The organism is Streptomyces sp. JNUCC 63, from assembly GCF_054366325.1.
In genome coordinates, this window is record NZ_CM135963.1 from 973,090 (window position 1) to 996,006 (window position 22,917).

General features: G+C 73.8%; 27 protein-coding genes and 1 tRNA gene. 12 read left to right on the top strand and 16 right to left on the bottom strand.

From position 1 onward, the window contains the following. Positions 1-53: 53 nt before the first annotated feature. The 3 genes from ACX25U_RS04480 to ACX25U_RS04490 are packed head-to-tail and all read right to left on the bottom strand — an operon-like array spanning position 54 to position 2,823. Positions 54-818, bottom strand: a complete 765-nt coding sequence (locus tag ACX25U_RS04480) for a polysaccharide deacetylase family protein (protein ID WP_454389229.1) — start codon at positions 816-818, stop codon at positions 54-56. Further along, positions 815-1,978: a DMT family transporter gene (locus ACX25U_RS04485; protein WP_454389230.1), complete on the bottom strand. Its 1,164-nt coding sequence runs from the start codon at positions 1,976-1,978 to the stop codon at positions 815-817. Before ACX25U_RS04485 ends, ACX25U_RS04480 begins: the two co-directional genes overlap by 4 nt. Continuing rightward, entirely contained in the window at positions 1,975-2,823 is an 849-nt protein-coding gene (locus tag ACX25U_RS04490; RefSeq protein WP_454389231.1) for an SDR family NAD(P)-dependent oxidoreductase, read from the bottom strand. The genes ACX25U_RS04485 and ACX25U_RS04490 overlap by 4 nt, the downstream gene beginning before the upstream one ends. Before the next feature lie 170 nt (positions 2,824-2,993). On the opposite strand from ACX25U_RS04490, the gene ACX25U_RS04495 reads away from it, so the two are divergent. Further along, complete coding sequence (locus ACX25U_RS04495; RefSeq protein ID WP_454389232.1) at positions 2,994-4,187, top strand: MGDG synthase family glycosyltransferase; 1,194 nt, start codon at positions 2,994-2,996, stop codon at positions 4,185-4,187. A gap of 256 nt (positions 4,188-4,443) precedes the next feature. Here the strand turns inward: ACX25U_RS04495 and ACX25U_RS04500 are convergent, their stop codons facing one another. From ACX25U_RS04500 to ACX25U_RS04510, 3 genes are all read right to left on the bottom strand, one after another. Continuing rightward, the gene (locus ACX25U_RS04500; protein ID WP_454389233.1) at positions 4,444-4,887 is read right to left on the bottom strand and encodes an RpiB/LacA/LacB family sugar-phosphate isomerase; all 444 of its coding nucleotides are present in this window, start codon (positions 4,885-4,887) and stop codon (positions 4,444-4,446) included. A gap of 23 nt (positions 4,888-4,910) precedes the next feature. Continuing rightward, positions 4,911-6,095, bottom strand: coding sequence for a serine/threonine-protein kinase (locus ACX25U_RS04505; RefSeq protein ID WP_454389234.1), 1,185 nt, complete (start codon positions 6,093-6,095; stop codon positions 4,911-4,913). Between the two features lie 393 nt (positions 6,096-6,488). After that, complete coding sequence (locus tag ACX25U_RS04510; RefSeq protein WP_454389235.1) at positions 6,489-7,262, bottom strand: sulfite exporter TauE/SafE family protein; 774 nt, start codon at positions 7,260-7,262, stop codon at positions 6,489-6,491. A gap of 66 nt (positions 7,263-7,328) precedes the next feature. Here ACX25U_RS04510 and ACX25U_RS04515 point away from each other — a divergent pair, with 66 nt between their 5' ends. The 7 genes from ACX25U_RS04515 to ACX25U_RS04545 all read left to right on the top strand — a co-directional run bounded on the left by ACX25U_RS04515 (position 7,329) and on the right by ACX25U_RS04545 (position 11,355). Continuing rightward, entirely contained in the window at positions 7,329-8,135 is an 807-nt protein-coding gene (locus ACX25U_RS04515) for an alpha/beta hydrolase (protein WP_454389236.1), read from the top strand. Between the two features lie 52 nt (positions 8,136-8,187). Further along, the gene (locus ACX25U_RS04520) at positions 8,188-8,445 is read left to right on the top strand and encodes a WhiB family transcriptional regulator (RefSeq protein ID WP_454389237.1); all 258 of its coding nucleotides are present in this window, start codon (positions 8,188-8,190) and stop codon (positions 8,443-8,445) included. Then, entirely contained in the window at positions 8,442-8,924 is a 483-nt protein-coding gene (locus ACX25U_RS04525; protein WP_454389238.1) for a Dps family protein, read from the top strand. The genes ACX25U_RS04520 and ACX25U_RS04525 overlap by 4 nt, the downstream gene beginning before the upstream one ends. 47 nt (positions 8,925-8,971) lie before the next feature. Continuing rightward, positions 8,972-9,325 carry a DUF3140 domain-containing protein gene (locus ACX25U_RS04530; RefSeq protein WP_454389239.1) on the top strand — a complete coding sequence of 118 codons (354 nt, stop codon included), beginning with the start codon at positions 8,972-8,974 and terminating at the stop codon, positions 9,323-9,325. Then, a complete protein-coding gene (locus ACX25U_RS04535; protein WP_454389240.1) occupies positions 9,322-9,975 on the top strand; it encodes an endonuclease in 654 nt (217 codons plus the stop codon). The genes ACX25U_RS04530 and ACX25U_RS04535 overlap by 4 nt, the downstream gene beginning before the upstream one ends. 181 nt (positions 9,976-10,156) lie before the next feature. Then, positions 10,157-10,693 (top strand): hypothetical protein, encoded by a 537-nt coding sequence (locus tag ACX25U_RS04540; protein ID WP_454389241.1) that lies wholly within the window; start codon positions 10,157-10,159, stop codon positions 10,691-10,693. 56 nt (positions 10,694-10,749) lie between these two features. Continuing rightward, positions 10,750-11,355: a DUF3566 domain-containing protein gene (locus ACX25U_RS04545; protein ID WP_454389242.1), complete on the top strand. Its 606-nt coding sequence runs from the start codon at positions 10,750-10,752 to the stop codon at positions 11,353-11,355. Positions 11,356-11,368: 13 nt separating this feature from the next. Here the strand turns inward: ACX25U_RS04545 and ACX25U_RS04550 are convergent, their stop codons facing one another. Next, positions 11,369-12,241 carry a Cof-type HAD-IIB family hydrolase gene (locus ACX25U_RS04550; protein ID WP_454389243.1) on the bottom strand — a complete coding sequence of 291 codons (873 nt, stop codon included), beginning with the start codon at positions 12,239-12,241 and terminating at the stop codon, positions 11,369-11,371. Positions 12,242-12,477: 236 nt separating this feature from the next. Between ACX25U_RS04550 and ACX25U_RS04555 the strand changes: the two genes are divergently transcribed. The 4 genes from ACX25U_RS04555 (at position 12,478) to ACX25U_RS04570 (ending at position 16,561) form a co-directional block, all read left to right on the top strand. Continuing rightward, a complete protein-coding gene (locus ACX25U_RS04555) occupies positions 12,478-13,332 on the top strand; it encodes an SAM-dependent methyltransferase (protein WP_454389244.1) in 855 nt (284 codons plus the stop codon). A gap of 74 nt (positions 13,333-13,406) precedes the next feature. Continuing rightward, the gene (locus tag ACX25U_RS04560; RefSeq protein ID WP_454389245.1) at positions 13,407-14,810 is read left to right on the top strand and encodes a glutamine synthetase; all 1,404 of its coding nucleotides are present in this window, start codon (positions 13,407-13,409) and stop codon (positions 14,808-14,810) included. Then, positions 14,810-16,009 carry an amidohydrolase family protein gene (locus tag ACX25U_RS04565; protein WP_454389246.1) on the top strand — a complete coding sequence of 400 codons (1,200 nt, stop codon included), beginning with the start codon at positions 14,810-14,812 and terminating at the stop codon, positions 16,007-16,009. Before ACX25U_RS04560 ends, ACX25U_RS04565 begins: the two co-directional genes overlap by 1 nt. 24 nt (positions 16,010-16,033) lie before the next feature. Further along, entirely contained in the window at positions 16,034-16,561 is a 528-nt protein-coding gene (locus tag ACX25U_RS04570; protein ID WP_454394828.1) for an NUDIX hydrolase family protein, read from the top strand. A 65-nt stretch (positions 16,562-16,626) separates the two neighbouring features. Here the strand turns inward: ACX25U_RS04570 and ACX25U_RS04575 are convergent. The 9 genes from ACX25U_RS04575 to ACX25U_RS04615 form a co-directional block, all read right to left on the bottom strand. After that, a tRNA-Pro gene (locus tag ACX25U_RS04575) sits at positions 16,627-16,700 on the bottom strand. Positions 16,701-17,002: 302 nt separating this feature from the next. After that, the gene (locus ACX25U_RS04580; protein ID WP_454389247.1) at positions 17,003-17,362 is read right to left on the bottom strand and encodes an MmcQ/YjbR family DNA-binding protein; all 360 of its coding nucleotides are present in this window, start codon (positions 17,360-17,362) and stop codon (positions 17,003-17,005) included. 52 nt (positions 17,363-17,414) lie between these two features. Then, complete coding sequence (locus ACX25U_RS04585; RefSeq protein WP_454389248.1) at positions 17,415-18,317, bottom strand: LysR family transcriptional regulator; 903 nt, start codon at positions 18,315-18,317, stop codon at positions 17,415-17,417. 43 nt (positions 18,318-18,360) lie between these two features. Next, a complete protein-coding gene (locus tag ACX25U_RS04590; RefSeq protein WP_454389249.1) occupies positions 18,361-19,560 on the bottom strand; it encodes a glycine C-acetyltransferase in 1,200 nt (399 codons plus the stop codon). A gap of 34 nt (positions 19,561-19,594) precedes the next feature. Further along, on the bottom strand, positions 19,595-20,623 hold the full coding sequence (tdh, locus tag ACX25U_RS04595; RefSeq protein ID WP_454389250.1) for an L-threonine 3-dehydrogenase: 1,029 nt from the start codon (positions 20,621-20,623) through the stop codon (positions 19,595-19,597). Positions 20,624-20,798: 175 nt separating this feature from the next. After that, positions 20,799-21,386, bottom strand: coding sequence for a GAF domain-containing protein (locus ACX25U_RS04600; RefSeq protein ID WP_454389251.1), 588 nt, complete (start codon positions 21,384-21,386; stop codon positions 20,799-20,801). Continuing rightward, complete coding sequence (locus tag ACX25U_RS04605) at positions 21,383-22,072, bottom strand: GTP-binding protein (RefSeq protein WP_454389252.1); 690 nt, start codon at positions 22,070-22,072, stop codon at positions 21,383-21,385. The genes ACX25U_RS04600 and ACX25U_RS04605 overlap by 4 nt, the downstream gene beginning before the upstream one ends. Beyond that, on the bottom strand, positions 22,050-22,427 hold the full coding sequence (locus ACX25U_RS04610) for a DUF742 domain-containing protein (protein WP_454389253.1): 378 nt from the start codon (positions 22,425-22,427) through the stop codon (positions 22,050-22,052). Before ACX25U_RS04610 ends, ACX25U_RS04605 begins: the two co-directional genes overlap by 23 nt. Beyond that, entirely contained in the window at positions 22,424-22,858 is a 435-nt protein-coding gene (locus ACX25U_RS04615) for a roadblock/LC7 domain-containing protein (RefSeq protein ID WP_454389254.1), read from the bottom strand. The genes ACX25U_RS04610 and ACX25U_RS04615 overlap by 4 nt, the downstream gene beginning before the upstream one ends. Positions 22,859-22,917: the final 59 nt, after the last annotated feature.

Sequence of the window (22,917 nt, forward strand, 5' to 3'; positions counted from 1 at the left end):
GGGTGCACGGCGGCCGGCCCGCCGGGTCGTCCTCGGGGTGGCCGGGGCCAGGGTCACCGGGGCCGGTCCAGGCCGTGGTCGGACAGGGGGCCCACGGTCCAGCCGGCCGCGTGGCAGGTGGTGATCAGGGCGGGGAGGGCGGCCAGGGTGGCGTGCCAGCAGCCGGGAGCCGAGGCGTGGTCCGAGTCGTGGAAGAGGACCGTGCCGCCGCCGCGCAGGTCGGCGGTGACGGTGGTGTGGACGGCGGCGGGGGTCGCGTCCGGCGTCCAGTCCCGGCCCCAGGCGGTCCACAGCACCGGTCGCAGGCCGACGCGCCGGGCGGCGGCCCAGCGGCCGGAGGTGAGGATGCCGTAGGGCGGGCGGTACCAGTGCGGCCGCCGGCCGGTCGTGTCGTACAGGACGCCGGCCGCCCGCGCCGTCTCCCGCAGGTCCCGGCCCGGAGCCGGCAGCCAGGGGCGGCTGTGGGTCCAGCCGTGCACGGCCGGTTCATGGCCTCGCTCCGCGATGTGCCGGGTGAGCTCCGGGTACCGGGCCACCCTCTCGCCGAGGACGAAGAAGGTGGCGCGCACGGCGAGTCGGTCCAGCTCGTCCAGGAAGTGCGGCGTACAGGCCGGATCCGGACCGTCGTCGAAGGTCAGTGCGATGTGGTCGGGGCGGCCGGTCCCCGCCAGGCGGGGGAAGCACAGGGCACGGAAGCGGGGCAGCCAGGTGGCCGCCGGGACGATGTGCGCGGCCGCGAGGGCGGCGACGGGCGCGAGGGCCGTCGCCGTGGTCCGCACGGCACGACTTCCTGGTCCTCCCACCTGCCGCCTCCTCATGGGTGCTCCGCCTGTGCCCTTCCCCGGTCGCGGGCCGTGCCGGGCGCCGACTCGGCGTCCCACTTGCCCGACACGGCGGGGGAGCGGGCCAGGCCGACCGTGCCGGCCGCGAGGAGCCCGATACCGATGGCCTCGGGCAGCAGGCGCACGCCCAGGGCGATCTCTTCCCCGAAGAGGGCCACTCCGAGCGCCACGCTCGTCACGGCGTCCCCGAGGGTGAGGGCGGGCTGGGAAGCGACCAGGGTGCCCGCGCGGAAGGCCAGCTGGAGCACCCCGAAGGCGGCCAGGCCGGTGATCGCGGTGGCGTACGGCGTCCAGTCGGACGCCAGCACGGCCAGGCCCTGCGGATACACTCCCGTCACTTCCTTGAGGAGGGCCGCCGTCGCCGCGAACAGCACGGCCGACGCCAGGCCGAGTACGGCGGCCCGGGGCGGCCCCTTGACCAGCCGCGCCAAGACGAGCAGCACGGCCACCAGGCACGCGAGGGCGATGCCGACCGGGATCCAGCGTCCCGCCTCGGCCGTGGCGCGTCCGGCGGAGGGCGCGGCGGCACCGAGGAAGAGGGCCAGCCCGGCGGCCAGGGCCAGGAAGGACAGCCAGGTGATCCGAGCCGGGCGCCGGTGGAAGACGATGCTGCCCAGCATCAGCGTGAACAGAAGTTCGGTGGCCAGCAGCGGCTGGACGAGTGACAGACTGCCGACGGCCAGCGCCGCGGCCTGCAGCACCGCGGACCCGGCCAGCAGGGCCGCCCCGGCCAGCCAGAACCGCCGCCGCCTCGCGCGGACGGCCTGAGGGGAGCGCCGGCTCGCCGGCCCGCGTCCGCCGCCCGGCGCCCGTACGGTCGAGCCGTCCGCTCCACGCCCCTCCGGCGGGGGCGCCGGCACGCCCTCGGCCTGTCGGCTCCCCGTCCGCCGAGCGCCCCGCTCGCCTGCTCCGGGGCCGTCCGGCTTCTCGGCGGTCCTTCCGGCGTTTCCCGGCTCCCCGGCGGCCGTGCCGGCCGGCCGCGGGCCGCCCCCGTCCCCCTCTCGCCCGGCGTTCCCCTCTCCCCCGCCATCCGCCTTCTCCGTCGCCGCGCGCCTCATCAGCACCGATGCCGCTGCGTTGGCGAACGCGGCGAGCAGTGCGAGGACGACGGTGAGCGCGTTCACCCCGTGCGTCACCCGAACCGTGCGGCAAGGCGTCGGTAGAGCGCGGGCGCGGCGCCGCGGACCCGGCCGGGCAGACGGGTCCAGCCGGGGACGTACACCTCGTCCCGGCCCCGGGACACCGCCTCCCACACCGCGTCGGCGACCCGGCTCGCCGGGACGGGCCTGGGACGGGAGCGCCGGTAGGGCACTCCCCGGCGGTCGAAGAACGGCGTGTCGACCACCCCGGGCACCACATGGCTGATGCCGACCCCGGTGCCGCGCAGCTCGTAGCGCACGGCGTCGGCGAAGGCGCCCAGGGCGGCCTTGGCGGCGGAGTAGACCGCCTCGTCGCGGACGCCGACCGTGCCGGCCAGGGAGCCGATCAAGACCACGCGGCCCGTGCCCCGTGCGACCATCTGCGGCAGCAGCAGCCGGACCAGGTGCAGTGTGGCCAGTACGTTGACGTCGAACACCTCGTCGATGGCGCGCTGCGGCATGGTGTTGAACGGCCCGGCCCAGCCGATGCCCGCGCCGGCCACCAGAAGGTCCACGCGGCCGACGCTGTCGAGTGCGAACTCGGCCAGCCGCCGCTCGGCGTCCTGGCCGGACAGGTCCGCCGGGTAGACGACGGCGGAGGTGCCGCGGGCGACCTCCTCCAGCCGCGCACGGTCACGCCCGTTGAGCACCATGCGCCAGCCGCCCTCCTCGGCGAGCCGCCGGGCGACGGCCGCGCCGATCCCGGACGAGGCGCCGGTCACCAGCGCGCCCCCGCCCGGCACCGCCGCGTCGGTGGGTCGGCGGCCTACGACGCTCGGCGCCGCGGGCGCATCGACGGGCGTGCCGGAGCCGGACCGTGCACGGGAGGGGGCGTGGGACATCGGGACGCACCTCGGGGATCGGACGGGACCGAGGGCCGCCGGTGCGGCCCCGGCGGTCCGGGACGGCCTGCAGGGTGGTGAAGTATCCCGGGGGCCGTGCCCGAAACCTGGGACGGGCACGGGGTGTGCCCGTCCGTTTGACTGCGGTGAGTGAGGGTTACTCACTTCCAGTGTCGTCCGAATCGTCCGTGCCGCCACCGCTGCCCGCCGCTCGGGAACCCGTTGCCGGCCACACGCCCGCCCGCCCCGGCCCGGCGGCGCCCCCGGAGGCCGAGCGGCTGCTCGTCGTCTCCGCGAGCATGGGGGCGGGTCATGACACGGTGGCCGCCGAGCTGGCCCGCCGCGCCCGCGCCGCCGGCAAGCAGGCCCGCGTCGTCGACGTGCTGGCCCTCCTGCCGTACGGCCTGGGCGGCGGTCTGCGCGGCTTCTACCAGGCGGCCGTCCGTGAGGCCCCCTGGGTCTACGCCGGTATCTACGACCTCTTCCTGCGGCCCGGTCCCAGGCCCCGCCCGAGCGGCACCCCGCTGGCGCGGCTGGCGGGCGGCCGGTTGATGCGCCTGGTGCGGGAGTGGCGGGCCGACGTCGTGGTGCCCGTCTTCCATCTGGCGGCCCAGCTCACCGGCCACCTCCGCACCCGTGGGGTGCTGCAGGTCCCCAGCGCGGTGGTCGTCGTCGACTTCGCCGTGCACCGGCAGTGGCTGCATCCGGGCAACGACCTGCACCTGTGTGTCAGCGAGGAGACCGCTCGTGAGGTCCGCCGGGGCATCGGCCGGCCGGCGGAGGCGACCGGTCCGGTGGTGGCACCGGAGTTCTTCTCCGACGGGCCGGGAACGGCCGGATGGCGGCGCCGGCTGGAGCGGTACGGCGGCGGCCGGCCCGCGGTGCTGGTCTCCGCGGGCGCCTGGGGAGCCGGCAGCCACCTGCCCGGCACCGCACGGCTGCTCGCCGCGCACGGCTTCCTGCCGGTCGTCCTGTGCGGACGCAACGAACGCCTGCGGCGCGCGCTGTCCGGCACGCCGGGCGTCCTCACCCCCGGCTGGGTGACCGACATGCCGGACCTGCTGCACGCCTGCGCCGCCCTGGTGGACAACGCGGCCGGTCAGACCGCCGTCCAGGCCCTCGCCGCCGGCCTGCCGGTCATCGGTCACCGCCCCCTGCCCGGACACGGCGCGGAAGGCGTACGCCGCATGGCGGACCTGGGCCTCTGCGACCACGCCCCCGACGACCCCGCCCTCCTGCGCTCCCTGGCCCACCTCACGGAACCGGGTCCACGACGCGAACAACGGATCACGGCCGGCCGGGCCCTGTTCCGGGAGGACGCGCTGTCCCGGCTCGTACGGGTCCGGGCGGCGAGCCACCGGTAGCACCGGCCGTACGACCCCGCCGGGCGCCGAGCCCCCGGCTGCGGGTCCGCCCTCGCTACGGAGCCGACGGGACCGTAGGGGGCCCGGCTGAGCAGCCCTGGTGAAGTCCGGTGCGACACCGCGCCCCGTAAGGGACGCGGGGCTGTATCGATGTGGGACTCCTCCCCAAGATCTTGACGAGCAGGGGGACCCCCATCGTGGGCGCGGCCGGCCCCCACCGGCCCGCGGGTTCATCACCGTGCTTCCGGCGGAGCGCTCAGCGGAGGTCCATGCTGTCGACGTGGGCCACGTTGTCCCGGTCCTCGGTGTCCTCGCTCGGTGTGGCGGTGAACCAGGCGTCGAGGATCTCCTTCAGGAGCGGTTCGGAGGTCAGTCTGAGGCCGAGGGCCAGTACGTTGGCGTCGTTCCAGCGGCGCGCTCCGTCCGCCGTGTAGGCGTCGGTGCACAGGGCGGCCCGTACGCCGGGCACCTTGTTCGCGGCGATGGACGCGCCCGTGCCGGTCCAGCAGCACACGACCGCCTGGTCGGCCCGCCCGTCGGCGACATCGCGGGCGGCGGCCTCCGAGCACGCCGCCCACCGCGGGTCGTCCCCGGGGCGCAGCGCGCCGTGGGTCACCACCTCGTGCCCCCGCTCGCGCAGCAGCGCGACCAGGGAACGGGCAACGGGTTCGTCCATGTCGGAGGAGACGGAGATCCGCATGTCCCGGAGCCTACGCAGCCTCCCTAGAAGAACGCCATCCCGACGAGCAGCGCCAGGACGAACAGGGCGGCGCCGCCCACGACGGCGGCCACGCGGGAGTGGCGCCGCAGCGAGGAGCGCAGGCCGGGGCGCCGTGGGGGGACCCGGTGCACGCTGGTGTTCCAGCCGGCGTCCGCTGCGGCCGGGGCGGGTCGCGGGGCGGCCGGGGCGGGTCGCGGGGCGGCCGGGGCGGGTCGCGGGGCGACCGCGGCGCGGGCGGGCGCGCTCCGGCGGTGCGAGGCGCCGGGGCCCCGGGGCTCGGGCGCGCGGCGGCGTCCCCGGCCCCCGTCCCGTTGTTCCGGCGGGAGCGGCTCGGGCGTGCCGCGCCAGGCACCGTCGGCGAACCAGTCCGCCGCCTGCCGGGCCGTGGGCCGGTCCTCCGGCCGCTTGGCGAGCATGCTCAGCAGGTACGCCTCGAAGGCGGGCGGCAGCGCGGCGCCCCGCTGGTGCGGCGGCACGGGCGGGGAGTCGACGTGCTGGTACAACAGGGCGGTCGCGGTGGGGGCCTCGAAGGGAGGGGCGCCGACGGCCAGGTGGTAGAGCACGCAGCCGAGCGAGTACATGTCGGAGGCCGCGCTCGCGGGGGTGCCGATGGCGCGTTCGGGCGCCAGGTACAGGCCGGTGCCGACGATCTGCCCGGTGGTGGTGAGTCCGCCGGACGGGTCGTCGACGAAGCGGGCGATGCCGAAGTCGGCGATGCGGACGGTGCCGTGGCGGTCGCTGAGCAGGTTGCCGGGCTTGACGTCCCGGTGCACGATGCCCTGGGCGTGCGCCGCGGCCAGGCCCTCGGCCGAGTGCTGCGCCACCTGGGCCAGCCGCTGCGGTGCGAGCGGGCCGCCGTCGGTCAGTTCGTCGGCCAGGCTGTCGCCGTCGATCAGCTCCATCACCAGGAAGCAGCGGTCCTCCCAGGTGCCGAAGTCGAGCGTCCCGACCACGTGCGGGTGGTTCAGCCGTGCCGAGGTCTGCGCCTCCATCCGGAACCGGGCCTCGGCCGAGTCGTCCGCCCCGTCGTTGAGCAGCAGTTTGATCGCGACCGGCCGGCCGAGCACCTCGTCGAGGGCCTGCCAGACCTCGCCCATTCCGCCTCGTCCGATGACCGTGTGCAGCCGGTACCGACCTGCCACCAGCACGTGTAGCCCCGCCCTCAATCCCCGAAGTCCCGCCCTCACGCCCGCTTCCCCGCAGCGGGCGCGGCAGCAGCCGGGCAGCGCATACGGGTCGCGGCAACCCGGCTCATCTTAACGATCACTTGAGGCGCTCCCGACCGGCGCATGACTCCCGGCGCTGAATCTGTCCGGGTGAAAAGCAGGGAGTCGCCTCGTCGTACAAAATGTAGAGCTGATCATGTATGCGATCGTCGCCCTACCCGCTGATCCACTCGGGAAAGGGAGGACGACCTTGACCCCTCTGACGTGGCTGCTCATCCCCTTGGCAACCATCTTCATGGCAAGTATCTGGGGCGTTGTCGCGGGACGCTCGCGACGCGCCGACGACATGACGGGGGTGGAGCGCTACGACCGCTTCCGCGCCGCGCTGTCGCGCATGACCTCCTGACCGGCAGGCTACCGAAGCAGCAGCTGCAGGCCGCCCACGACCGTCGCCGCGATCACCAGTTGTTCGAACAGCCGCTGGTCGATGCGGTGCACGGCCCACTTGCCGAGCAGGGCGCCGGGGACGACGAAGAGCACGAGGGCGGCGTCGAGGAGCAGGGAGCGGGCGTCGATGAGGCCGAGGCCCGCGCTGAAGGGCACCTTGGAGACGTTGACGATGAGGAAGAAGAAGGCCGAGGTGCCGAGGAAGCCGAGCTTGCGGAAGCCCGCGGAGAGCAGGTACAGCGACATCACCGGGCCGCCCGCGTTGGCGACCATCGTGGTGAAGCCGCCGAGGACGCCGTAGGAGCGGGCCTTGAGGCGGCCCGCGCGGGTGGTGACCGCGTCCGGTTCCGCCTCCCGCTCGGCGGCGCGGCGCCGCCACACGGTCACGGCCGCCATCAGCAGCAGGATCGCGCCGATCGAGGTCCGTACGATCCCGTCGTCGGCCCACATCAGGAACAGTGTGCCGACGACCACTCCGGCCGCGACCGCCGGGAACAGCCGCCACAGCGTGGGCCAGTGGGCGTGCCGCCGGTAGGTGAGGACGGCCAGCACGTCGCCGGCGATCAGGATCGGCAGCAGCACTCCGGTGGAGGCGCGGGCGGGCAGTACGGCCGCGAAGACGGCGAGGCTGACCGTGTTGGCCCCGCTGACGGCGGTCTTGGAGAAGCCGACGAGCAGGGCCGCGAGGGCGAGCGCCGCGAACCCCCACCCGGATATGTGCCAGAGCGTCATCGTGTTCATGCGGAGACCGATGCTATGTCCGGACAAGCGCGGGGTATAAACCCGTCTCGCCAGCTGGGAGGAATCATGGCCGACGCCCGCGAACACGTTCTCACCGGCACCCGGGGCACACTCGCCGTCCGCGAGTGGCCGCACCCGCGACCGCGGTACATCGCCCTCGTGGTGCACGGGTACGGCGAGCACTCCGGCCGCTACCAGGGACCGGCCGGCGCCCTCGGGGCGCACGGCGCGGTCGTGTACGCCCCCGACCACGTGGGCCACGGGAGGTCGGCGGGCGAGCGCGTGGTCGTGGAGGACTTCGAGGACGTGGTGACCGACGTGCACGCCGTGGCCGATCTCGCCCGTGCCGCGCACCCCGGGCTGCCGCTCGTGCTGGTCGGTCACTCCATGGGAGGACTGATCTCCGCCCGCTACGCCCAGCGGTACGGCGACGAGCTCACCGCGCTCGTACTGTCCGGGCCGGTCATCGGCGCCTGGGAGCTGCCGGGCCGGCTGCTCGCCCTGGACGAGATCCCCGACACGCCGATCAGCCCGGCCGCGCTCTCCCGGGACCCGGCGGTCGGCGCGGTGTACGCGGCGGACCCGCTGGTCTGGCACGGCCCGATGAAGCGGCCGACGGTGGAGGCGTTCGCGCGGACCCTTCAGACCGTCGACAAGGGCGGCGACGTCGGCGCGCTGCCGGTGCTGTGGCTGCACGGCGACGACGACCGGCTGGTCCCGCTCGGCGGAAGCCGCGTCGGGATCGAGCGGCTCGGCGGCACCCTGACCGAGCGGATCTACCCGGGCGCCCGGCACGAGGTGTTCCTGGAGACGAACCGGGCCGAGGTCCTCGCGGACGTGACGGGCTTCCTGGACGGAGTGCTCGCGCGCTGAGCGGCACCGGCGCGGTTGTTTGCTCCGGTACGCCGGGGGCACCCGCGCCCCCATGGAGTGGTTGCGCAGTGCCGCCTGCGTGGGCGAGGACCCCGAGCTCTTCTTCCCCGTGGGCACGACCGGGCCGGCCCTGCGGGACATCGCGGACGCCAAAGCCGTCTGTGCCCGCTGCCCGGTGACCACCGCGTGTCTGTCCTTCGCGCTCAGCAGCGGACAGACCTCCGGTGTGTGGGGCGGGACCGGCGAGGAGGAACGCACCGCACTGCTCCGTACCGCCAGAGACGACTCCACAAGGAGAACCACCGTATGACTGTCGTGAAGAGCACGATTCCCGACTCGGCCCTTCAGGTCACTGGGGACGCGCTGCAGAGCACACTCGTGGATCTTCTCGGGCTCTCCCTGATCGGGAAGCAGGCGCACTGGAACATCGTGGGACCGCGGTTCCGCTCCATCCACCTGCAGCTCGACGAAGTGGTGGCGGCTGCCCGCGCGTTCTCCGACACGGTCGCCGAACGCTCCGCCGCGCTCGGCCTGCCGCCGGACGGGCGCCCGGAGACCATCGCCTCGGCCTTCACGCTGCCCGGCCCCAAGGACGGCTGGGTGCGTGACACGGAGGTCGTCGAGGTCGTCGTCGAGGCCCTGGAGGCGGCCATCGGACGGCTGCGCGAGCGCATCGACGCGACCGAGAAGCCGGACCCGGTCACCCAGGACCTGCTGATCACGATCACGGCCGAGCTGGAGAAGCAGCGCTGGATGTTCGCCGCCGAGAACGTGGCCGGGAAGGACTGACCGGCAGCGCGCCCGCTTCCCGGACGGACGAACGAAAGGGGCACCCGATGACCGACGCCCTCGAACTCGACGCGCTGTGGGAGAACTTCCATCGCGTGGTGAACATGACCTCGCAGGAACTGGCGGACTGGCTGCGGGTCCGGGACGCCGAGGAGAACACCGAGCCGCTGCCCGAGGAGGCGGGCCCGCCCACCGGGCAGCACGTGCTCTCCATCCTGCGGAAGCGGCGTACCGACCTGACCGACGACGACCTGCGCGTGATGCGCAAGGCGGTCGACACGATCACCGCCCGGACGGACCTGGAGAACGAGCCCGCGCCCGAGGCGGGCGACGCCGAGGAGACCCGGCGCCGGCACCGGCTGATGACCCTCGGGCACGACCCGCTCAAGGCGGGTCCGTGACCCGGGACCGGGACACCCGGGTCCTGCGGGAGCTGGTCGAGGCGCGCGGCGAGACGTTCGCCCAGGAGGCCGGCATCACCCTGAGGGACTCCCCGCAGCCGCTGTACCGGCTGCTGGTCCTCGCCGTGCTCCTCAGCGCCCGGATCCGCGGCTCGGTCGCCGTCGCCGCGGCCCGGGCGCTGTCGGACGCGGGCCTGCGCGACCCGCGCCGCATGGCCGGATCCGACTGGCAGGAACGCGTGGACGCGCTGGGCCGGGGCGGCTACCGGCGGTACGACGAGCGCACGGCCACCCAGCTCGGCGACGGCGCCGAACTGGTGGCCGACCGCTGGGGCGGCGACCTGCGCCGACTGCGCGAGGAGGCCCACGGCCAGGTCTCCGCGCTGCGCGACCTGCTGCAGGAGGTGCCGGGGCTCGGCCCGGCCGGCGCGGACATCTTCCTGCGCGAGGTCCAGCGGGTCTGGCCCGAGGTGGCGCCGTACCTGGACGACAAGGCGCTGTCCGGGGCGCGGCGCCTGGGCCTGCCCAAGGATCCCGGCCGGCTCGTCGAGCTCGCCGGCGACGCCGAACCGGCCGTGCTCGCCGCCGCGCTGGTGCGTGCGGCGCTCGACAAGCACGTGGCCGAGGAGTGCCTCGGTCACGCCGCCTGACCGCCGAACGGCCACCGCGACCACCGACGGCCGCCGTTCACCCGAGCGGCCCCGCCGCGCTGCGGCCGGCATGCGCGCCGGGGCCCGCGCGCCTAACGTCGAATACGCACACCAGTGGCGGTGTCCGGGACGGCGCGGCGCCGTCCGCGGGTACCGGTTCGGCGTGGGAGGCCGGTCAGCCATGAGACTCACCGCAGCGCGCCGCCTCGACCGCGACAGTCCGCTGCTCGTCCACAGGTGGCGGGAGGCGGCGGACCGGCATCTGACGCCCGTACAGCGGTCGCTGCTGGTCACCTGGATCTCGTTCGGGGTGACCTTCGGCTCGGTCCGCGTCATCACGCACGGCATCCGGGGCGGCTGGCTGCCCTGGGGCAACATCTCCGCGGGCGGCGAGCACCTGCACCACTACAACATCGGCATCGCCACCCTGGCCGGCCTCGGCCTGGTCGCCGTACGCGGTGACGAACGCGCCGTCGGGCATCCGGCCGTCGCGGCCGCCTACGGCTGCGGAACCGCGCTCATCTGCGACGAGTTCGCGCTGCTGCTGGACCTGCAGGACGTCTACTGGGCCAAGCAGGGCCGGCTCAGCGTCGACGTCTCCTTCGGGGTTCTCTCCGTGCTGGGCGCCTACCTGACGGCGAAGCCGTTCTGGCACGAGGTCGGCCGTATCACCCGCCACCACCTCGTCACCGCCGCCCGCGGCGCCACCACCGCCTGACGGACCACCGACGTGCATGCCGCGCAGGCGGTCGCACCCACCGTGAGGAGCAGGGCATGACCCCAGCCGACCGCCCGCAGCGGGACCGCCGCACGGTACGCCTGCGCATATCGAGGGCCGACCCCTGGTCGGTGATGACGACGAGCTGTCTGCTGCTGGTGGGGCTGGGGGTCTGCGTACTCGTCACCATGATGCTGGTCTGGTGCGTGCTGAGCGCGCTGGACCCGGACGCCTGGCCGTCCTTCGGCTGGGCGCTCGCCATCGCCGCCGGGGTCGTGACACTGGAAGTGGTCCTGGGTACGGCGCTGGCGACCCTGGGGGCGTTCCTCTACAACATGTCGTCGCAGTGCGCCGGGGGCGTCCATCTGACGCTGGCCGACGACATCCCGGCGGCCTCCGCCGGTTCCGAGCTACTGCCGGACGTCGGCCGTCTGTACCGCCGTCTCCAGGCCCGCCTGGGATTCCCGCCCCCGGGCTGGGGCGCCCGGTACGTCGACTTCGCCGACCGCTGCGCCGAAGCGGGCCGGCGGCTGCGCCGTACGTGGCGGCCCAACCCCTCCCGCCCCGACGACCGGGACGGCCGTGCCGACCGTGACCGCCGGGACGACCGTGACCGCCGGGACGACCCGGACGCCCGGGTGGAGGAGACCACACCCGGCTGACCGGCGTCGGCGCTCAGCCGCCGAGGCCGGCCGGGAGGTGCAGCAGCCGGGTGATCGTGCGCAGTACGCCGTTGTCGTTGTTGGAGGGCGCGAGGTGACGGGCCCGGCCGATGACCTCGGGGTGGGCGTTGGCCATGGCGAACGACCACTCGGCGGCGTCCAGCATCTCCAGGTCGTTGAGGTAGTCGCCGAACACCAGGGTCTGGGCGGGTGCGATCCCGAGATCCCGCTGGAGCCGGCGCAGGGCGGCTCCCTTGTTGGCGGTGCGGTTCATGACGTCGACCCAGTGCTCGCCGGAGACGACGACCTGATGGGTGTCGGCGAACGACGCCAGCGCCGGCGCGGTGGTCCGCTCCGCCGACCCGAAGTCGAAGAGGGCCACCTTGATGATGTCGTCGTCGACGGCCGAGGCGTCCGTCACGATCCGGTGCCGTACGTAGTACCTGCGAACCTCGGTCAGGAAGGCCTCGTCGGTCCGCTCCACGTAGGCCGACCGCTTGCCGCAGACCACGGCGCCCACGTCGACGCCCTGGACCCTGAGTTCCCGTACGGCCTTCACGAGGCGGGCCGCGACGGTCGGCTCGAGCGGGTCGGAGCTCAGCTCCACGCCGTCCCGGACGACATAGGTGCCGTTCTCCGCGATGAACGCCATGCCCTCGTCGTTACCGGCGAACTGCTCGGCCAGCGTCGCGTACTGGCGGCCGCTGGCGGGGCTGAAGAGCACGTCGCGGCGGCGCAGCTCGGCCAGGGTGGGCCACAGGCCGGCGGGGATCCGCTTGGCGTCGTCGAGGAGCGTGCCGTCCATGTCGGTGACGACCAGCCGTATGTCGGCGGGGGCGGTGGGCAGTTCGGGGGCGCTGAGCAAAGGCGAGGGTGTGCTGGGCATGTCCGTTTTCTGCTGGCGGCGCGGAGGGCGCCTGGGGCGGTGCGTCGGCTCCGTCGCCGCGCGGCGGCGCTTCCAGCCTACCGGCTCTTGGTAAGGACTCCTTCCTGACCGGAGGAGGCCGGCCCCGGCTTCTCCGGCCCACCGGTTCCGCCGTTTCCCGGGACACCGTGATCACCGAGCGGCACAATGGCGGCGACGGCCGCGGTCAGGGCGTCACACAGGGCAGGAGCGCAGACGTGAGCGAGAGCCACACACCGTCGAGCGGGTCGCCGAGGCTGGACACCGGGGTGGCGCACAACGCGCGCGTGTGGAACTACTGGGTCGGCGGCAAGGACAACTACGAGGTCGACCAGGGGGTCGGCGAGCACGTCGCCGGGATGTTCCCGGTGATCCGGGACGTGGCCCGCGCCGACCGCGAGTTCCTCGGGCGGGCGGTGCGTCACCTGACCGCCGAGCGCGGGGTGCGCCAGTTCCTGGACATCGGCACCGGGCTGCCCACGGTCGACAACACCCACGAGATCGCGAGCGGAGCGAATGGGGGTCCCCCCATGCCCGAAGGGCTATGGGGGAGCATCGCCCCCGACGCGCGGATCGTGTACGTCGACAACGACCCGATCGTCCTCGCCCACGCCCGCACCCTGCTGACCAGCACCCCCGAGGGCGCCACCGCCTACATCGACGCCGACGTGCACGCCCCGGGGGCCATCGTCGAACGCGCCGCCGAGACCCTCGACCTCGGCCGGCCCGTCGCGGTGATGATGCTCGGCGTCCTGAACTTCGTCATGGACACCGACAAGGCGCGCGACATCGTCCGCCGGGTCATGGCCGCGGTGCCCTCCGGCAGCTTCCTGGTCCTGACGCACCCGACGTTCGACGCCGATCTCGGTGGCGAGGGCAACGTGGCCGCCATGGAGTTCTGGAACAAGAACGCCATTCCGCCGATCATCGCACGGCCCCGCGCCGAGGTCGCCGCCTTCTTCGAGGGCCTGGACCTGGTGGAGCCCGGGCTGGTGCCGTGCTCGCAGTGGCGCGCCGACGCCGGCTCCCCCGCCGCGGTGCCGCAGTTCGGCGCGGTGGCCGTGAAACCCTGACGCGGGCGGCACACACACCGGCCGCCGGGCCCGTCCGAACCCGCTCGAGCCCGTCCGAGTTCCGAGGAGGCCGTATGACCACCCTCGCCGACCCCGTCCCCGGTGGGCGTCCCGGTGACGTCGAACGGGCCACCGCGCTCAGCGGCGAACTGGCCGGGCGGGGTGTGCACGGCGTCGTCCTGGCCTATGTCGACACCGCCGGGATCGGCCGGGTCAAGACGGTCCCGACGGGGAAACTCGCCGCGGCGGCGGCCTGGGGCGTGGGCATGTCCCCGGTGTTCGACACCTTCCTGGCCGACGACTCGATCGTCACCACCGACGTCCTCGGTTCCCCGGACGGCGACCTGCGGCTCTACCCCGACCTCGACCACCTGGTGGTCCTGTCCGGGCAGCCGGGCTGGGCGTGGGCCCCGGTCGACCGGATCACGCAGGAGGGCGAGCGGCACCCCGGGTGCGGCCGCACCTTCCTGCGCCGGATCGTCGCGGACGCCGAGCGGCGCCACGGGCTGGCCTTCAAGGCGGCCGTCGAGGTCGAGTGGTCCGTCGGCCGGGGTACGGCGCCGGAGGGCGAGTTCGAGCCGGCGGTGTCCGGTCCGGCCTACGGTGCCGTCCGCCAGGTCGAGTTGAGCGACTGCGCCGCCGACCTGCTGGCGGCCCTCGCGGCGCAGGGCATGGACGTCGAGCAGTTCCATCCCGAGTACGCGGCCGGGCAGTTCGAGGTCTCCGTGGGCGCGGCGGACCCGGTGGCGGCGGCCGACCGGAGCGTGCTGGTGCGGCAGACGGTGCGGGCCGTGGCCCGGCGGCACGGGCTGCGGGTCTCCTTCGCACCGGCCGTCGTGGCGCGGGGCGTCGGCAACGGCGGCCATGTCCACCTGTCCGCCTGGCGCGACGGGACCAATCTGCACTCCGGGGGCGACCGACGGTACGGCATGACCGCTGAGGCCGAGTCCTTCGCCGCCGGTCTGCTCGCCCACCTGCCGGCCCTGACGGCGGTGACCGCGCCGAGTCCGGCCAGCTACCTCAGGCTCAAACCCTCCCAGTGGGCGGGGGTGTTCACCGCTTGGGGCCGGGAGACCCGCGAGGCCGCGCTGCGCGTGGTCACCGGGACGCGGGGCCTGCGCGACCGGGCCGCGAACCTGGAGGTCAAGCCGGTCGACCTCGCGGCCAACCCCTACCTGGCGCTGGGCTGTCTGATCGCGGCCGGTCTGGACGGGACGACGTCGTCGGCGTCGCTGCCCGAGGAGATCACCGGGGACCCGGCACGGTTCGGCGCGGCTCAGGCGGCGGCCCGGGGCGTACGGCGTCTGCCTGCCTCGCTGGCGGAGGCCGTCGCCGAGTTCCGCGAGGACGAGGTGGTGCGCACCGCCCTCGGACCGGTCCTCGCGGACGCGGTGATCGCCGTGCGGCAGGGCGAGATCGCGGCGGTCGACGGGCTGGACGACGAGCAGGTGGCGGCGGCCTACCGCTGGAAGTACTGATGAGCGGCGGGCCGGCCGGTGCCGCGGGGCCGGTGCGCGAGGCGCTGGCCGCGCTGCCGCTCGTGGACCACCACTGCCACGGGGTCGTCACCGCCGACCTGGACCGAACGGGATTCGAGTCCCTGATCACCGAGGGTGCGGTGTGGCCCGGCAGCGGGATCTCGCCGTTCGACAGCCCCGTCGGGGTGGCCGTACGCCGCCACTGCGCCCCCGTCCTGGACCTGCCGCGGCACGCGCCCGCCGCCGCATACCTGGCCCGGCGGGCGGAGTTGGGCGCGGCGGAGGTCAACCGGCGCTTCCTCACCGCCGCCGGCACGGCCGCGTACTGCGTCGACACCGGCTACGCGCCCGGCCACGGCACCACCACCCCGGCGGAGCTGGTGGAGGCGGCGGGCGGTGACGCGGTGGCGTACGAGGTCGTACGGCTGGAGGCCGTCGCGGAGGCCGTGGCGGCGCGGGGCGTCGAGCCCGGCGAGTACGGCGCCGTCCTCCACGCGGCCGTGCGGGAGGCCGTACGGCGGCCGGGCGTGGTCGCGGTGAAGTCCGTGGCCGCCTACCGCACCGGCTTCGACCTGGACCCGGCGCGCCCCTCGGAGGAGGAGGTCACGCGGGCGGCGGCGGACCGGCTCGTCCGCGCACCGCACCGCCTCGACGACCCGGTCCTCGTACGGCACCTGCTGTGGACGGCCGTCGACCTCGGCCTGCCCCTGCAACTGCACACCGGGTTCGGCGACAACGACATCCGGCTGCACCGCGCGGACCCCGCCCGCCTGACCGACTGGCTGCACCTGACCGCGGGCACGATCCCGGTCCTGCTGCTGCACTGCTGGCCCTACCAGCGCCAGGCCGCCTACCTGGCCGCCGTGTTCGAGCGGGTGTACCTCGACGTCGGGCTGGCGCTGCACTACGTCGGCCCGGCCCGGGCCCGGGCCGTCCTGGCGGAGGCACTGGAGATCACACCGTTCCGCAAACTGCTGTACAGCTCCGACGCCTACGGTGTGGCCGAGTTCCACCACCTGGGCGCGGTGGCCTTCCGGCAGGGCCTCGCCGGGCTGCTGCAGGAACGGGTGGACGCCGACGAGCTGAGTCCGGCGGACGCGGTGCGGATCGCCCGGTGGGCGGGGCGGGACAACGCCCGGCGGGTCTACGGCCTCAGGGAGCTTCCCGGCCTTACCGATCTCCCGATCGAGAACCAGTGAAAGTATGATCAAGCAATGTCTGACATGACCGAGACCACGCCCGGTTGGCTGACCACCGACGAACTGGAGTCGGCGCGCGCCCGTATGCCGATCCTGTACGTCGAGGCGGTGCCGGTGCGCGTCGACGACAGCGGCGAAGTGACCAGCATCGGCCTGCTGTTGCGCATCGGACCGGACGGAACGGTCAGCCGGACCCTGGTCTCCGGCCGGGTGCTGCACCACGAGCGCGTGCGGGACGCCCTGCTGCGCCACCTGGAGAAGGACCTCGGCCCGGTGGCGCTGCCCCGCGTGCCGGCCTCCCTGCAGCCCTTCACCGTCGCCGAGTACTTCCCCACGGCCGGCATCACGCCGTACCACGACCCGCGCCAGCACGCCGTGTCGCTGGCCTACATCGTCCCGGTCGCCGGCGACTGCCGCCCCCGACAGGACGCCCTCGACCTGGTCTGGTTCACCCCTCAGGAGGCGGCCTCCCCGGCGGTGCAGAGCGAGATGCCGGGCGGCCACGGGGTGCTGCTCAAGCAGGCACTGGCGCACGTGGGATACGTGTACTGATCACAGAACGTCGAGAGGCCGCACCAGATCACTCCGGCGCGGCCTCCGACCCGCTCTTTCGCGTGTCGGGACGACAGGATTTGAACCTGCGACCCCTTGACCCCCAGTCAAGTGCGCTACCAAGCTGCGCCACGTCCCGTTGCCCGCTTGACCTGGGGTTTCCCCTGGCCGAACGCGCAGCAGAACAATACCGCACTCGGGTCGGTGGTCGCGCACCCTTTCAGCCGCTACGGACACGCACGGGCGCGGAACGGCTGTGCGTCGCCGCCCGGCGGAACGGCTCCGGCAGCGATGTCGTGCCGCTCTGCTGCCGTCCCTTCCGCCGCACAGGGCGAGGACTGCGGCGGCGTCCCCGTCATCCCCCTCGACGCTCCCCTCCCCCGGCCGGGCCCCACTGCCTCCGGATCATGCCACGGCCCACCGACAGCGCCCGGTGGCTCGTCAGTGCGCGGTCGGCAGTCCCAGCTCGGGATGGGCCTCCAGCAGCCGGGACGGGGCCGCCTGGCGCCAGGAGTCGGCGAGGATGTCACGCAGCTCGTCCTCGTCGTCCAGCGCGGCGAGCCGGACCCGGACCCAGGCGAACTGCGCCTCGTGGCCGGCGATCCAGAACTTCTCCGGCTCGGCCAGGACCAGTTCGTCGCGCTCCTCCCTGGGGCAGCGCACGGCGATGGAGGTCTCGTCCTCCGGCAGCGTGGCGAACATCTTTCCCGCGACCCGGAACGTGGGCATGCTCCAGGCGGTCTTCTCCGCGGTGTCCGGCAGGGACAGGGCGATACGGCGTACGTCTTCGGCATCCGGCATGTCGGGCACGCTAGCCGCTCCCGCTGACAGTCACCCCCGGCAAGCGCCGGTGCTACGGCTGCGCCGCCTCCTCCAGGGCCTGGAGCACCGGGCGGATCAGCGGGTGTTCCTCCGCTCCCCGGCGTACCGCCGCGAAGACCCGGCGCGTGGGCGCCACACCGTCGACGGGGCGTACGACCACGCCCGTGAGGTCCATGCCGCGCAGGGCGGAGCGTGGGACGAGGGCCACGCCCGCGTCGGCCGAGGCGAGCGCCACGACGGCGCGGAAGTCGTCGGAGGAGTGTTCCAGGCGAGGCTGGAATCCGGCGTTCTCGCAGGCCAGGACGACCACGTCGTGGCAGGGGTTGCCGGGGTAGGGGCCGATCCAGGGGTCCTTGGCCAGCTCGGCGAGCGGGACCTCGGCGGTGTCGGCGAGGCGGTGGGCCACGGGTACGACCGCGTCGAACGGCTCGGCGTACAGCGGTACGTGGGTCAGCCGGGGGTCGTCGGCGGGCTGCGCGCCCCGGTACTCGACGGCGACCGCCACGTCGACCTGCCGGTCCAGCACCATCGGCAGGCTGGCGTCGCCCTCCGCGTCCTGGACGCGGATGCGGATGCCGGGCGCCGTACCGGCCAGTCGGGCCACCGCGGGCGCGACGACCTGGGCGATACCGGTGGCGAAGGCGGCCACGGTGACGGTGCCGGCCTCACCGGAGCCGTACGCGGCGAGTTCGGCCTCCGCCCGCTCCAGCTGGGCGAGGACCGCGTTGGTGTGGCTGAGCAGGATCTCGCCGGCCGGGGTGAGCCGTACGCCCTTGGCGCCCCGCTCGACCAGCCGGTGGCCGGTCTCCTGCTCCAGCGCCGTGAGCTGCTGCGAGACGGCGGAGGGCGTGAGGTAGAGCGCGGCGGCTGCGGCCGTCACCGTGCGGTGGTCGGCCACCGCACGGAGGATGTGCAGCCGCCGCGCCTCGATCATGCGAACGATTATCGCAACATGCGCGGCAGGTGTCGGCCCCGGCTCAGCCCTCCAGCTCCGCGCGCGCCGCGACGAACGCGTCCACCGCGCGGTTCACGTCGTCGGTGGAGTGCGCGGCGGAAAGCTGCACGCGTATGCGTGCCTGCCCCTGCGGCACGACCGGGTAGGAGAAGCCGATCACGTACACGCCGCGCTCCAGCAGCAGTTCCGCCATCCGGCCCGCCTCGGTCGCGTCGCCGATCATCACGGGTGCGATGGCGTGGTCGCCGGGGAGGATGTCGAAGCCCTCCTCGGTCATCCGGGAGCGGAACAACGCGGTGTTCTCGGCAAGCCGGAGCCGCAGGTCGTCGGCCGTCTCCAGAAGGTCGAGGACCTTCAGGGAGGCCGCCGCGATCACCGGGGCGAGGGTGTTGGAGAACAGATACGGCCGGGAGCGCTGGCGCAGCAGGGCGACGATCTCGGCGCGGGCGGCGACGTAACCGCCGGAGGCGCCGCCGAGCGCCTTGCCGAGGGTACCGGTGACGATGTCCACGCGGTCCATGACGCCGTGGAGTTCGGGGGTGCCGCGGCCGCCGGGGCCGACGAAGCCGACGGCGTGGGAGTCGTCGACCATCACCATCGCGTCGTAGCGGTCGGCGAGGTCGCAGATCTCGCGCAGCGGCGCGACGTAGCCGTCCATCGAGAACACGCCGTCGGTGACGATCAGCTTCCGGCGCGCCCCGCCCTCGGTCGCCTCCTTCAGCTGCCGCTCCAGATCCGCGAGATCGCGGTTGGCGTAGCGGAAGCGGCGGGCCTTGGACAGGCGGATGCCGTCGATGATGGAGGCGTGGTTGAGGGCGTCGGAGACGACCGCGTCCTCCGGGCCGAGCAACGTCTCGAACACACCGCCGTTGGCGTCGAAGCAGGAGGAGTACAGGACGGTGTCCTCCTGGCCGAGGAAGGCCGACAGCCGGGCCTCGAGCTCCTTGTGCACCTCCTGCGTACCGCAGATGAAGCGCACGGAGGCCATGCCGTAGCCCCAGCGGTCCAGGGCCTCGTGGGCGGCGGCGACCACCTCGGGGTGGTCGGCGAGGCCCAGGTAGTTGTTGGCGCAGAAGTTGAGGACCTCGCCCAGGCGGCCGCCGGCGGTGACCTCGACGGTCGCGGACTGCGGGGTGCCGATGACGCGCTCGGGCTTGTGCAGACCGGCGGCGCGGATCTCGTCGAGGGTGGCGCGCAGGTCGTCGCGCACGGAGTCGAACATGGAAAGCTCCTAGAGTGCTTGCGCTGAAGGCGGGTTACGCGGTCCAGTCGAGGATGATCTTGCCGCCCCTGCCGCTCGCGGCGTCGGCGAAGGCCGCCTCGAAGTCGTCGTAGCCGTACCGGCCGGTGATCACGGGTGCGAGGTCGAGACCGCCCTCCAGCAGCACCGACATCGCATACCAGGTCTCGAACATCTCACGGCCGTAGATGCCCTTGATGGTGATCATCGAGGTGACGATCCGGGCCCAGTCGACCGGGAACTCCTCGGACGGCAGGCCGAGCATGGCGATCCGGCCGCCGTGCGTCATGTTGGCGATCATGTCGCGCATGGCCTCGGGGCGGCCGGACATCTCCAGGCCGACGTCGAAGCCCTCACGCAGGCCGAGCGCGCGCTGGCCCTCGGCGATGGTGGCCTCGGAGACGTCGAGCGCGAGGCTCACGCCGATCTTGCGGGCCAGCTCCAGCCGCTCCTCGCTCACGTCGGTGACGACGACGTTCCGCGCGCCCGCGTGCCGCGCCACCGCCGCCGCCATCAGACCGATCGGCCCGGCCCCGGTGATCAGCACGTCCTCTCCGACCAGCGGGAACGACAGCGCGGTGTGCACGGCGTTGCCGAACGGGTCGAAGATCGCGGCGACATCGAGGTCGACGGGGACGCGGTGCACCCAGACATTGGCGGCGGGCAGCGCGACGTACTCGGCGAACGCGCCGTCGCGGCCCACGCCCAGCCCGACCGTGGCCCGGCACAGGTGGCGGCGCCCGGCCAGGCAGTTGCGGCACTTGCCGCACACCAGGTGGCCCTCGCCGCTGACCCGGTCGCCGGGCTTGATGTCGGTGACGTCACGGCCGGTCCCGACGACCTCGCCGACGAACTCGTGCCCGACCACGAGCGGGGTGCGGATCGCCTGCCGCGCCCAGCCGTCCCAGGCCCGGATGTGCAGGTCGGTGCCGCAGATGCCGGTCCGCAGGACCTTGATCAGTACGTCGCCGGGTCCGACGGCGGGCTCGGGGACGTCCGTGAGCCACAGCCCGGGCTCCGCCTTCTGCTTGACCAGCGCCTTCACCGTTACGGCTCCTGTGGGTCGGGCCCCGGGTCCGGGCATGCCGAAGGGGCCCGCATCCGGGGAGAGGAGTGGAATCGCACAGCAATCTGCCCTACGGCGGCGCCCGGGGTCCATCGAGGATTTCTTAAGCGCGGCCACAGCTCCGCTTCACGCCGTGTCCGAAGCCGCCCGGCGCTCAGAGCAGGAAGCCGTCCCCCTCCAGCCGCGGGACGAGCTCCGCCGCGGCCGCCTTGATGGTGCGCAGCCCCTCCCGGCCCCACGGCCGCGGCTCGACGTCGACGACGCACACCGTGCCCAGCACCATCTGCGTGCTGTCGATGAGCGGGGCGCCGAGGTAGGAGCGGATGCCGAACTCGTCGACGACCGGATTGCCCGCGAAGCGCGGGTAGTCGCAGACGTCCTCCAGCACCAGCGCCTTGCGCCGCGCCACGACATGCGGACAGAAGCCGTGGTCGCGGGCGAGGTGGCGGCCCACTTCGCGACGGGTTCCCTCGCCGTCGCCCTCGGCCGCGGTGTCGACGGTCAGGACGTCGCGCTCGGGCCGGTGCAGTCCGGCGAAGAACTGCCCGTGCTCGTCGAGGAAGTTGACCATCGCGTACGGCGCCCGGGTGAGCTCGGCGAGCCGGTCGGCGAAGGCGTCCAGGGCGGGTTCGGCGCGTTCCCCGAGGCCCAGCCCGCGCAGGCGCCGGGTGCGGGCGGGGGCGTCCCTGTCCTCGGGGGTCAGCAGCAGGCGACCGGCCGGGCGCGGCGGGTCGTAGCTCATGGCCGGGCTCCGTCGCTGTCGGCGTATGTCATGTGCGGGCTCCGTGGCGAGGGTGCGTGGGCGATGAGGTGCCGTACGAGGGCGAGCAGCGTCTGGACGCCCGAGCTGGAGATACGGGCGTCGCAGGGGACGACGGGGATCTCCGGGGCGAGGTCGAGGGCGGCCCGCACCTCCTCGGGGTCGTAGCGGTGGGCGCCGTCGAACTCGTTGACGGCGACGATGAAGGCGAGGCCGCGCTGCTCGAAGAAGTCGACGGCCGCGAAGCACTCCTGCAGGCGTCGGGTGTCGGCGAGGACCACCGCACCCAGGGCGCCCTCGCACAGCTCGTCCCACATGAACCAGAACCGCTCCTGTCCGGGCGTGCCGAACAGGTAGAGCACGTGCCGCGGGTCCAGGGTGATGCGGCCGAAGTCCATCGCCACGGTGGTCTCGACCTTGTTCTCGATGCCGTCGAGGTTGTCCGTGGCCGCGCCGACCGTGGTGAGCAGCTCCTCCGTGCTGAGCGGGGCGATCTCGCTGACCGCGCCGACGAAGGTCGTCTTGCCGACTCCGAACCCGCCCGCCACCAGGATCTTCAGCGCGGTGGGGAAGGGATCGGAGCCGCCCTGGCCGCCGCTCTGTCCGTCGCCCTGGCCGCCGCCGTGGTCAGTGCCGCCGTCGTACTCAGAGCCGTCGTCGTAGTCCATCGAGCACTGCCTCCAGAAGGGCCCGGTCGGTGGGGTGTTGGTGGTACGCGGGGGGCTTGGTGGTGAGCGCCCCGCAGTCGACGAGGTCGGACAGCAGCACCTTGGTCACCGCGGCCGGCAGCTTCAGATGGGCGGCGACCTCGGCGACCGGGAGGGGGCCGCGGCACAGGTCGAGCGCCTGGCCGTGTTCGGGGCCGAGATAGCCCAGTGGCGTCACCCCGGTGGCCATCACCTGCGACATGAGGTCGAGCGCGATGCTGGGCCGGGTGCGGCCGTTGCTGACCGTGAAGGGGCGCACCAGCCGCCCGGCCGCGTCGTCGAGCCAGGGCCCGTCGCCGGCCGCCGCCGCGCTCAAGGCCGCAGCGCCGGGGGTTCGGCGGACTGCTGCCGGGGGGTGGTGACGAGGTGGGGGCGGACGCTCTTGACCAGCATCGCCATCTCGTAGCCCAGGACCGCCGCGTCGGCCTCGCGCCCGGCGAGCACGGCGAGGCAGGTGCCGGAGCCGGCGGTGGTGACGAACAGCAGGGTCGAGTCGAGTTCGACGACGACCTGCCGTACGTCGCCGCCGTCGCCGAAGCGGACGCCGGCGCTGCGGCCGAGGGAGTACAGGCCGGAGGCCAGGGCGGCCATGTGGTCGGCACTGTCGTGGTCGAGGCCGTGGACGGACTTCACCAGCCCGTCGCAGGACAGCAGGACCGCGCTGCGGGTATGCGGTACGCGCTGCACGAGGCCGCTCATCAGCCAGTCGAGGTCGGAGACCTGGCCGGTCGGCGCATCGCTCGCCATGGTGGATCGACTCCTTGGGGTACGAAGGTCTGCGGAGGCGCTGGAGGCGGGAGTGGGGG

Excerpts from the sequence above, each read along its gene's own strand:
- ACX25U_RS04515 (WP_454389236.1), top strand. The coding sequence starts at position 7,329 with ATGGCCGACGCCCGCGAACACGTTCTCACCGGCACCCGGGGCACACTC.
- ACX25U_RS04530 (WP_454389239.1), top strand. The coding sequence starts at position 8,972 with ATGACCGACGCCCTCGAACTCGACGCGCTGTGGGAGAACTTCCATCGC.
- ACX25U_RS04600 (WP_454389251.1), bottom strand. The coding sequence starts at position 21,386 with ATGAGCTACGACCCGCCGCGCCCGGCCGGTCGCCTGCTGCTGACCCCC.
- ACX25U_RS04480 (WP_454389229.1), bottom strand. The coding sequence starts at position 818 with ATGAGGAGGCGGCAGGTGGGAGGACCAGGAAGTCGTGCCGTGCGGACC.
- ACX25U_RS04500 (WP_454389233.1), bottom strand. The coding sequence starts at position 4,887 with ATGCGGATCTCCGTCTCCTCCGACATGGACGAACCCGTTGCCCGTTCC.
- ACX25U_RS04585 (WP_454389248.1), bottom strand. The coding sequence starts at position 18,317 with ATGATCGAGGCGCGGCGGCTGCACATCCTCCGTGCGGTGGCCGACCAC.
- ACX25U_RS04540 (WP_454389241.1), top strand. The coding sequence starts at position 10,157 with ATGAGACTCACCGCAGCGCGCCGCCTCGACCGCGACAGTCCGCTGCTC.
- ACX25U_RS04605 (WP_454389252.1), bottom strand. The coding sequence starts at position 22,072 with ATGGACTACGACGACGGCTCTGAGTACGACGGCGGCACTGACCACGGC.
- ACX25U_RS04520 (WP_454389237.1), top strand. The coding sequence starts at position 8,188 with ATGGAGTGGTTGCGCAGTGCCGCCTGCGTGGGCGAGGACCCCGAGCTC.
- ACX25U_RS04570 (WP_454394828.1), top strand. The coding sequence starts at position 16,034 with ATGACCGAGACCACGCCCGGTTGGCTGACCACCGACGAACTGGAGTCG.
- ACX25U_RS04565 (WP_454389246.1), top strand. The coding sequence starts at position 14,810 with ATGAGCGGCGGGCCGGCCGGTGCCGCGGGGCCGGTGCGCGAGGCGCTG.
- ACX25U_RS04590 (WP_454389249.1), bottom strand. The coding sequence starts at position 19,560 with ATGTTCGACTCCGTGCGCGACGACCTGCGCGCCACCCTCGACGAGATC.
- ACX25U_RS04615 (WP_454389254.1), bottom strand. The coding sequence starts at position 22,858 with ATGGCGAGCGATGCGCCGACCGGCCAGGTCTCCGACCTCGACTGGCTG.
- ACX25U_RS04510 (WP_454389235.1), bottom strand. The coding sequence starts at position 7,262 with ATGAACACGATGACGCTCTGGCACATATCCGGGTGGGGGTTCGCGGCG.
- ACX25U_RS04525 (WP_454389238.1), top strand. The coding sequence starts at position 8,442 with ATGACTGTCGTGAAGAGCACGATTCCCGACTCGGCCCTTCAGGTCACT.
- ACX25U_RS04545 (WP_454389242.1), top strand. The coding sequence starts at position 10,750 with ATGACCCCAGCCGACCGCCCGCAGCGGGACCGCCGCACGGTACGCCTG.
- ACX25U_RS04550 (WP_454389243.1), bottom strand. The coding sequence starts at position 12,241 with ATGCCCAGCACACCCTCGCCTTTGCTCAGCGCCCCCGAACTGCCCACC.
- ACX25U_RS04490 (WP_454389231.1), bottom strand. The coding sequence starts at position 2,823 with ATGTCCCACGCCCCCTCCCGTGCACGGTCCGGCTCCGGCACGCCCGTC.
- ACX25U_RS04560 (WP_454389245.1), top strand. The coding sequence starts at position 13,407 with ATGACCACCCTCGCCGACCCCGTCCCCGGTGGGCGTCCCGGTGACGTC.
- ACX25U_RS04580 (WP_454389247.1), bottom strand. The coding sequence starts at position 17,362 with ATGCCGGATGCCGAAGACGTACGCCGTATCGCCCTGTCCCTGCCGGAC.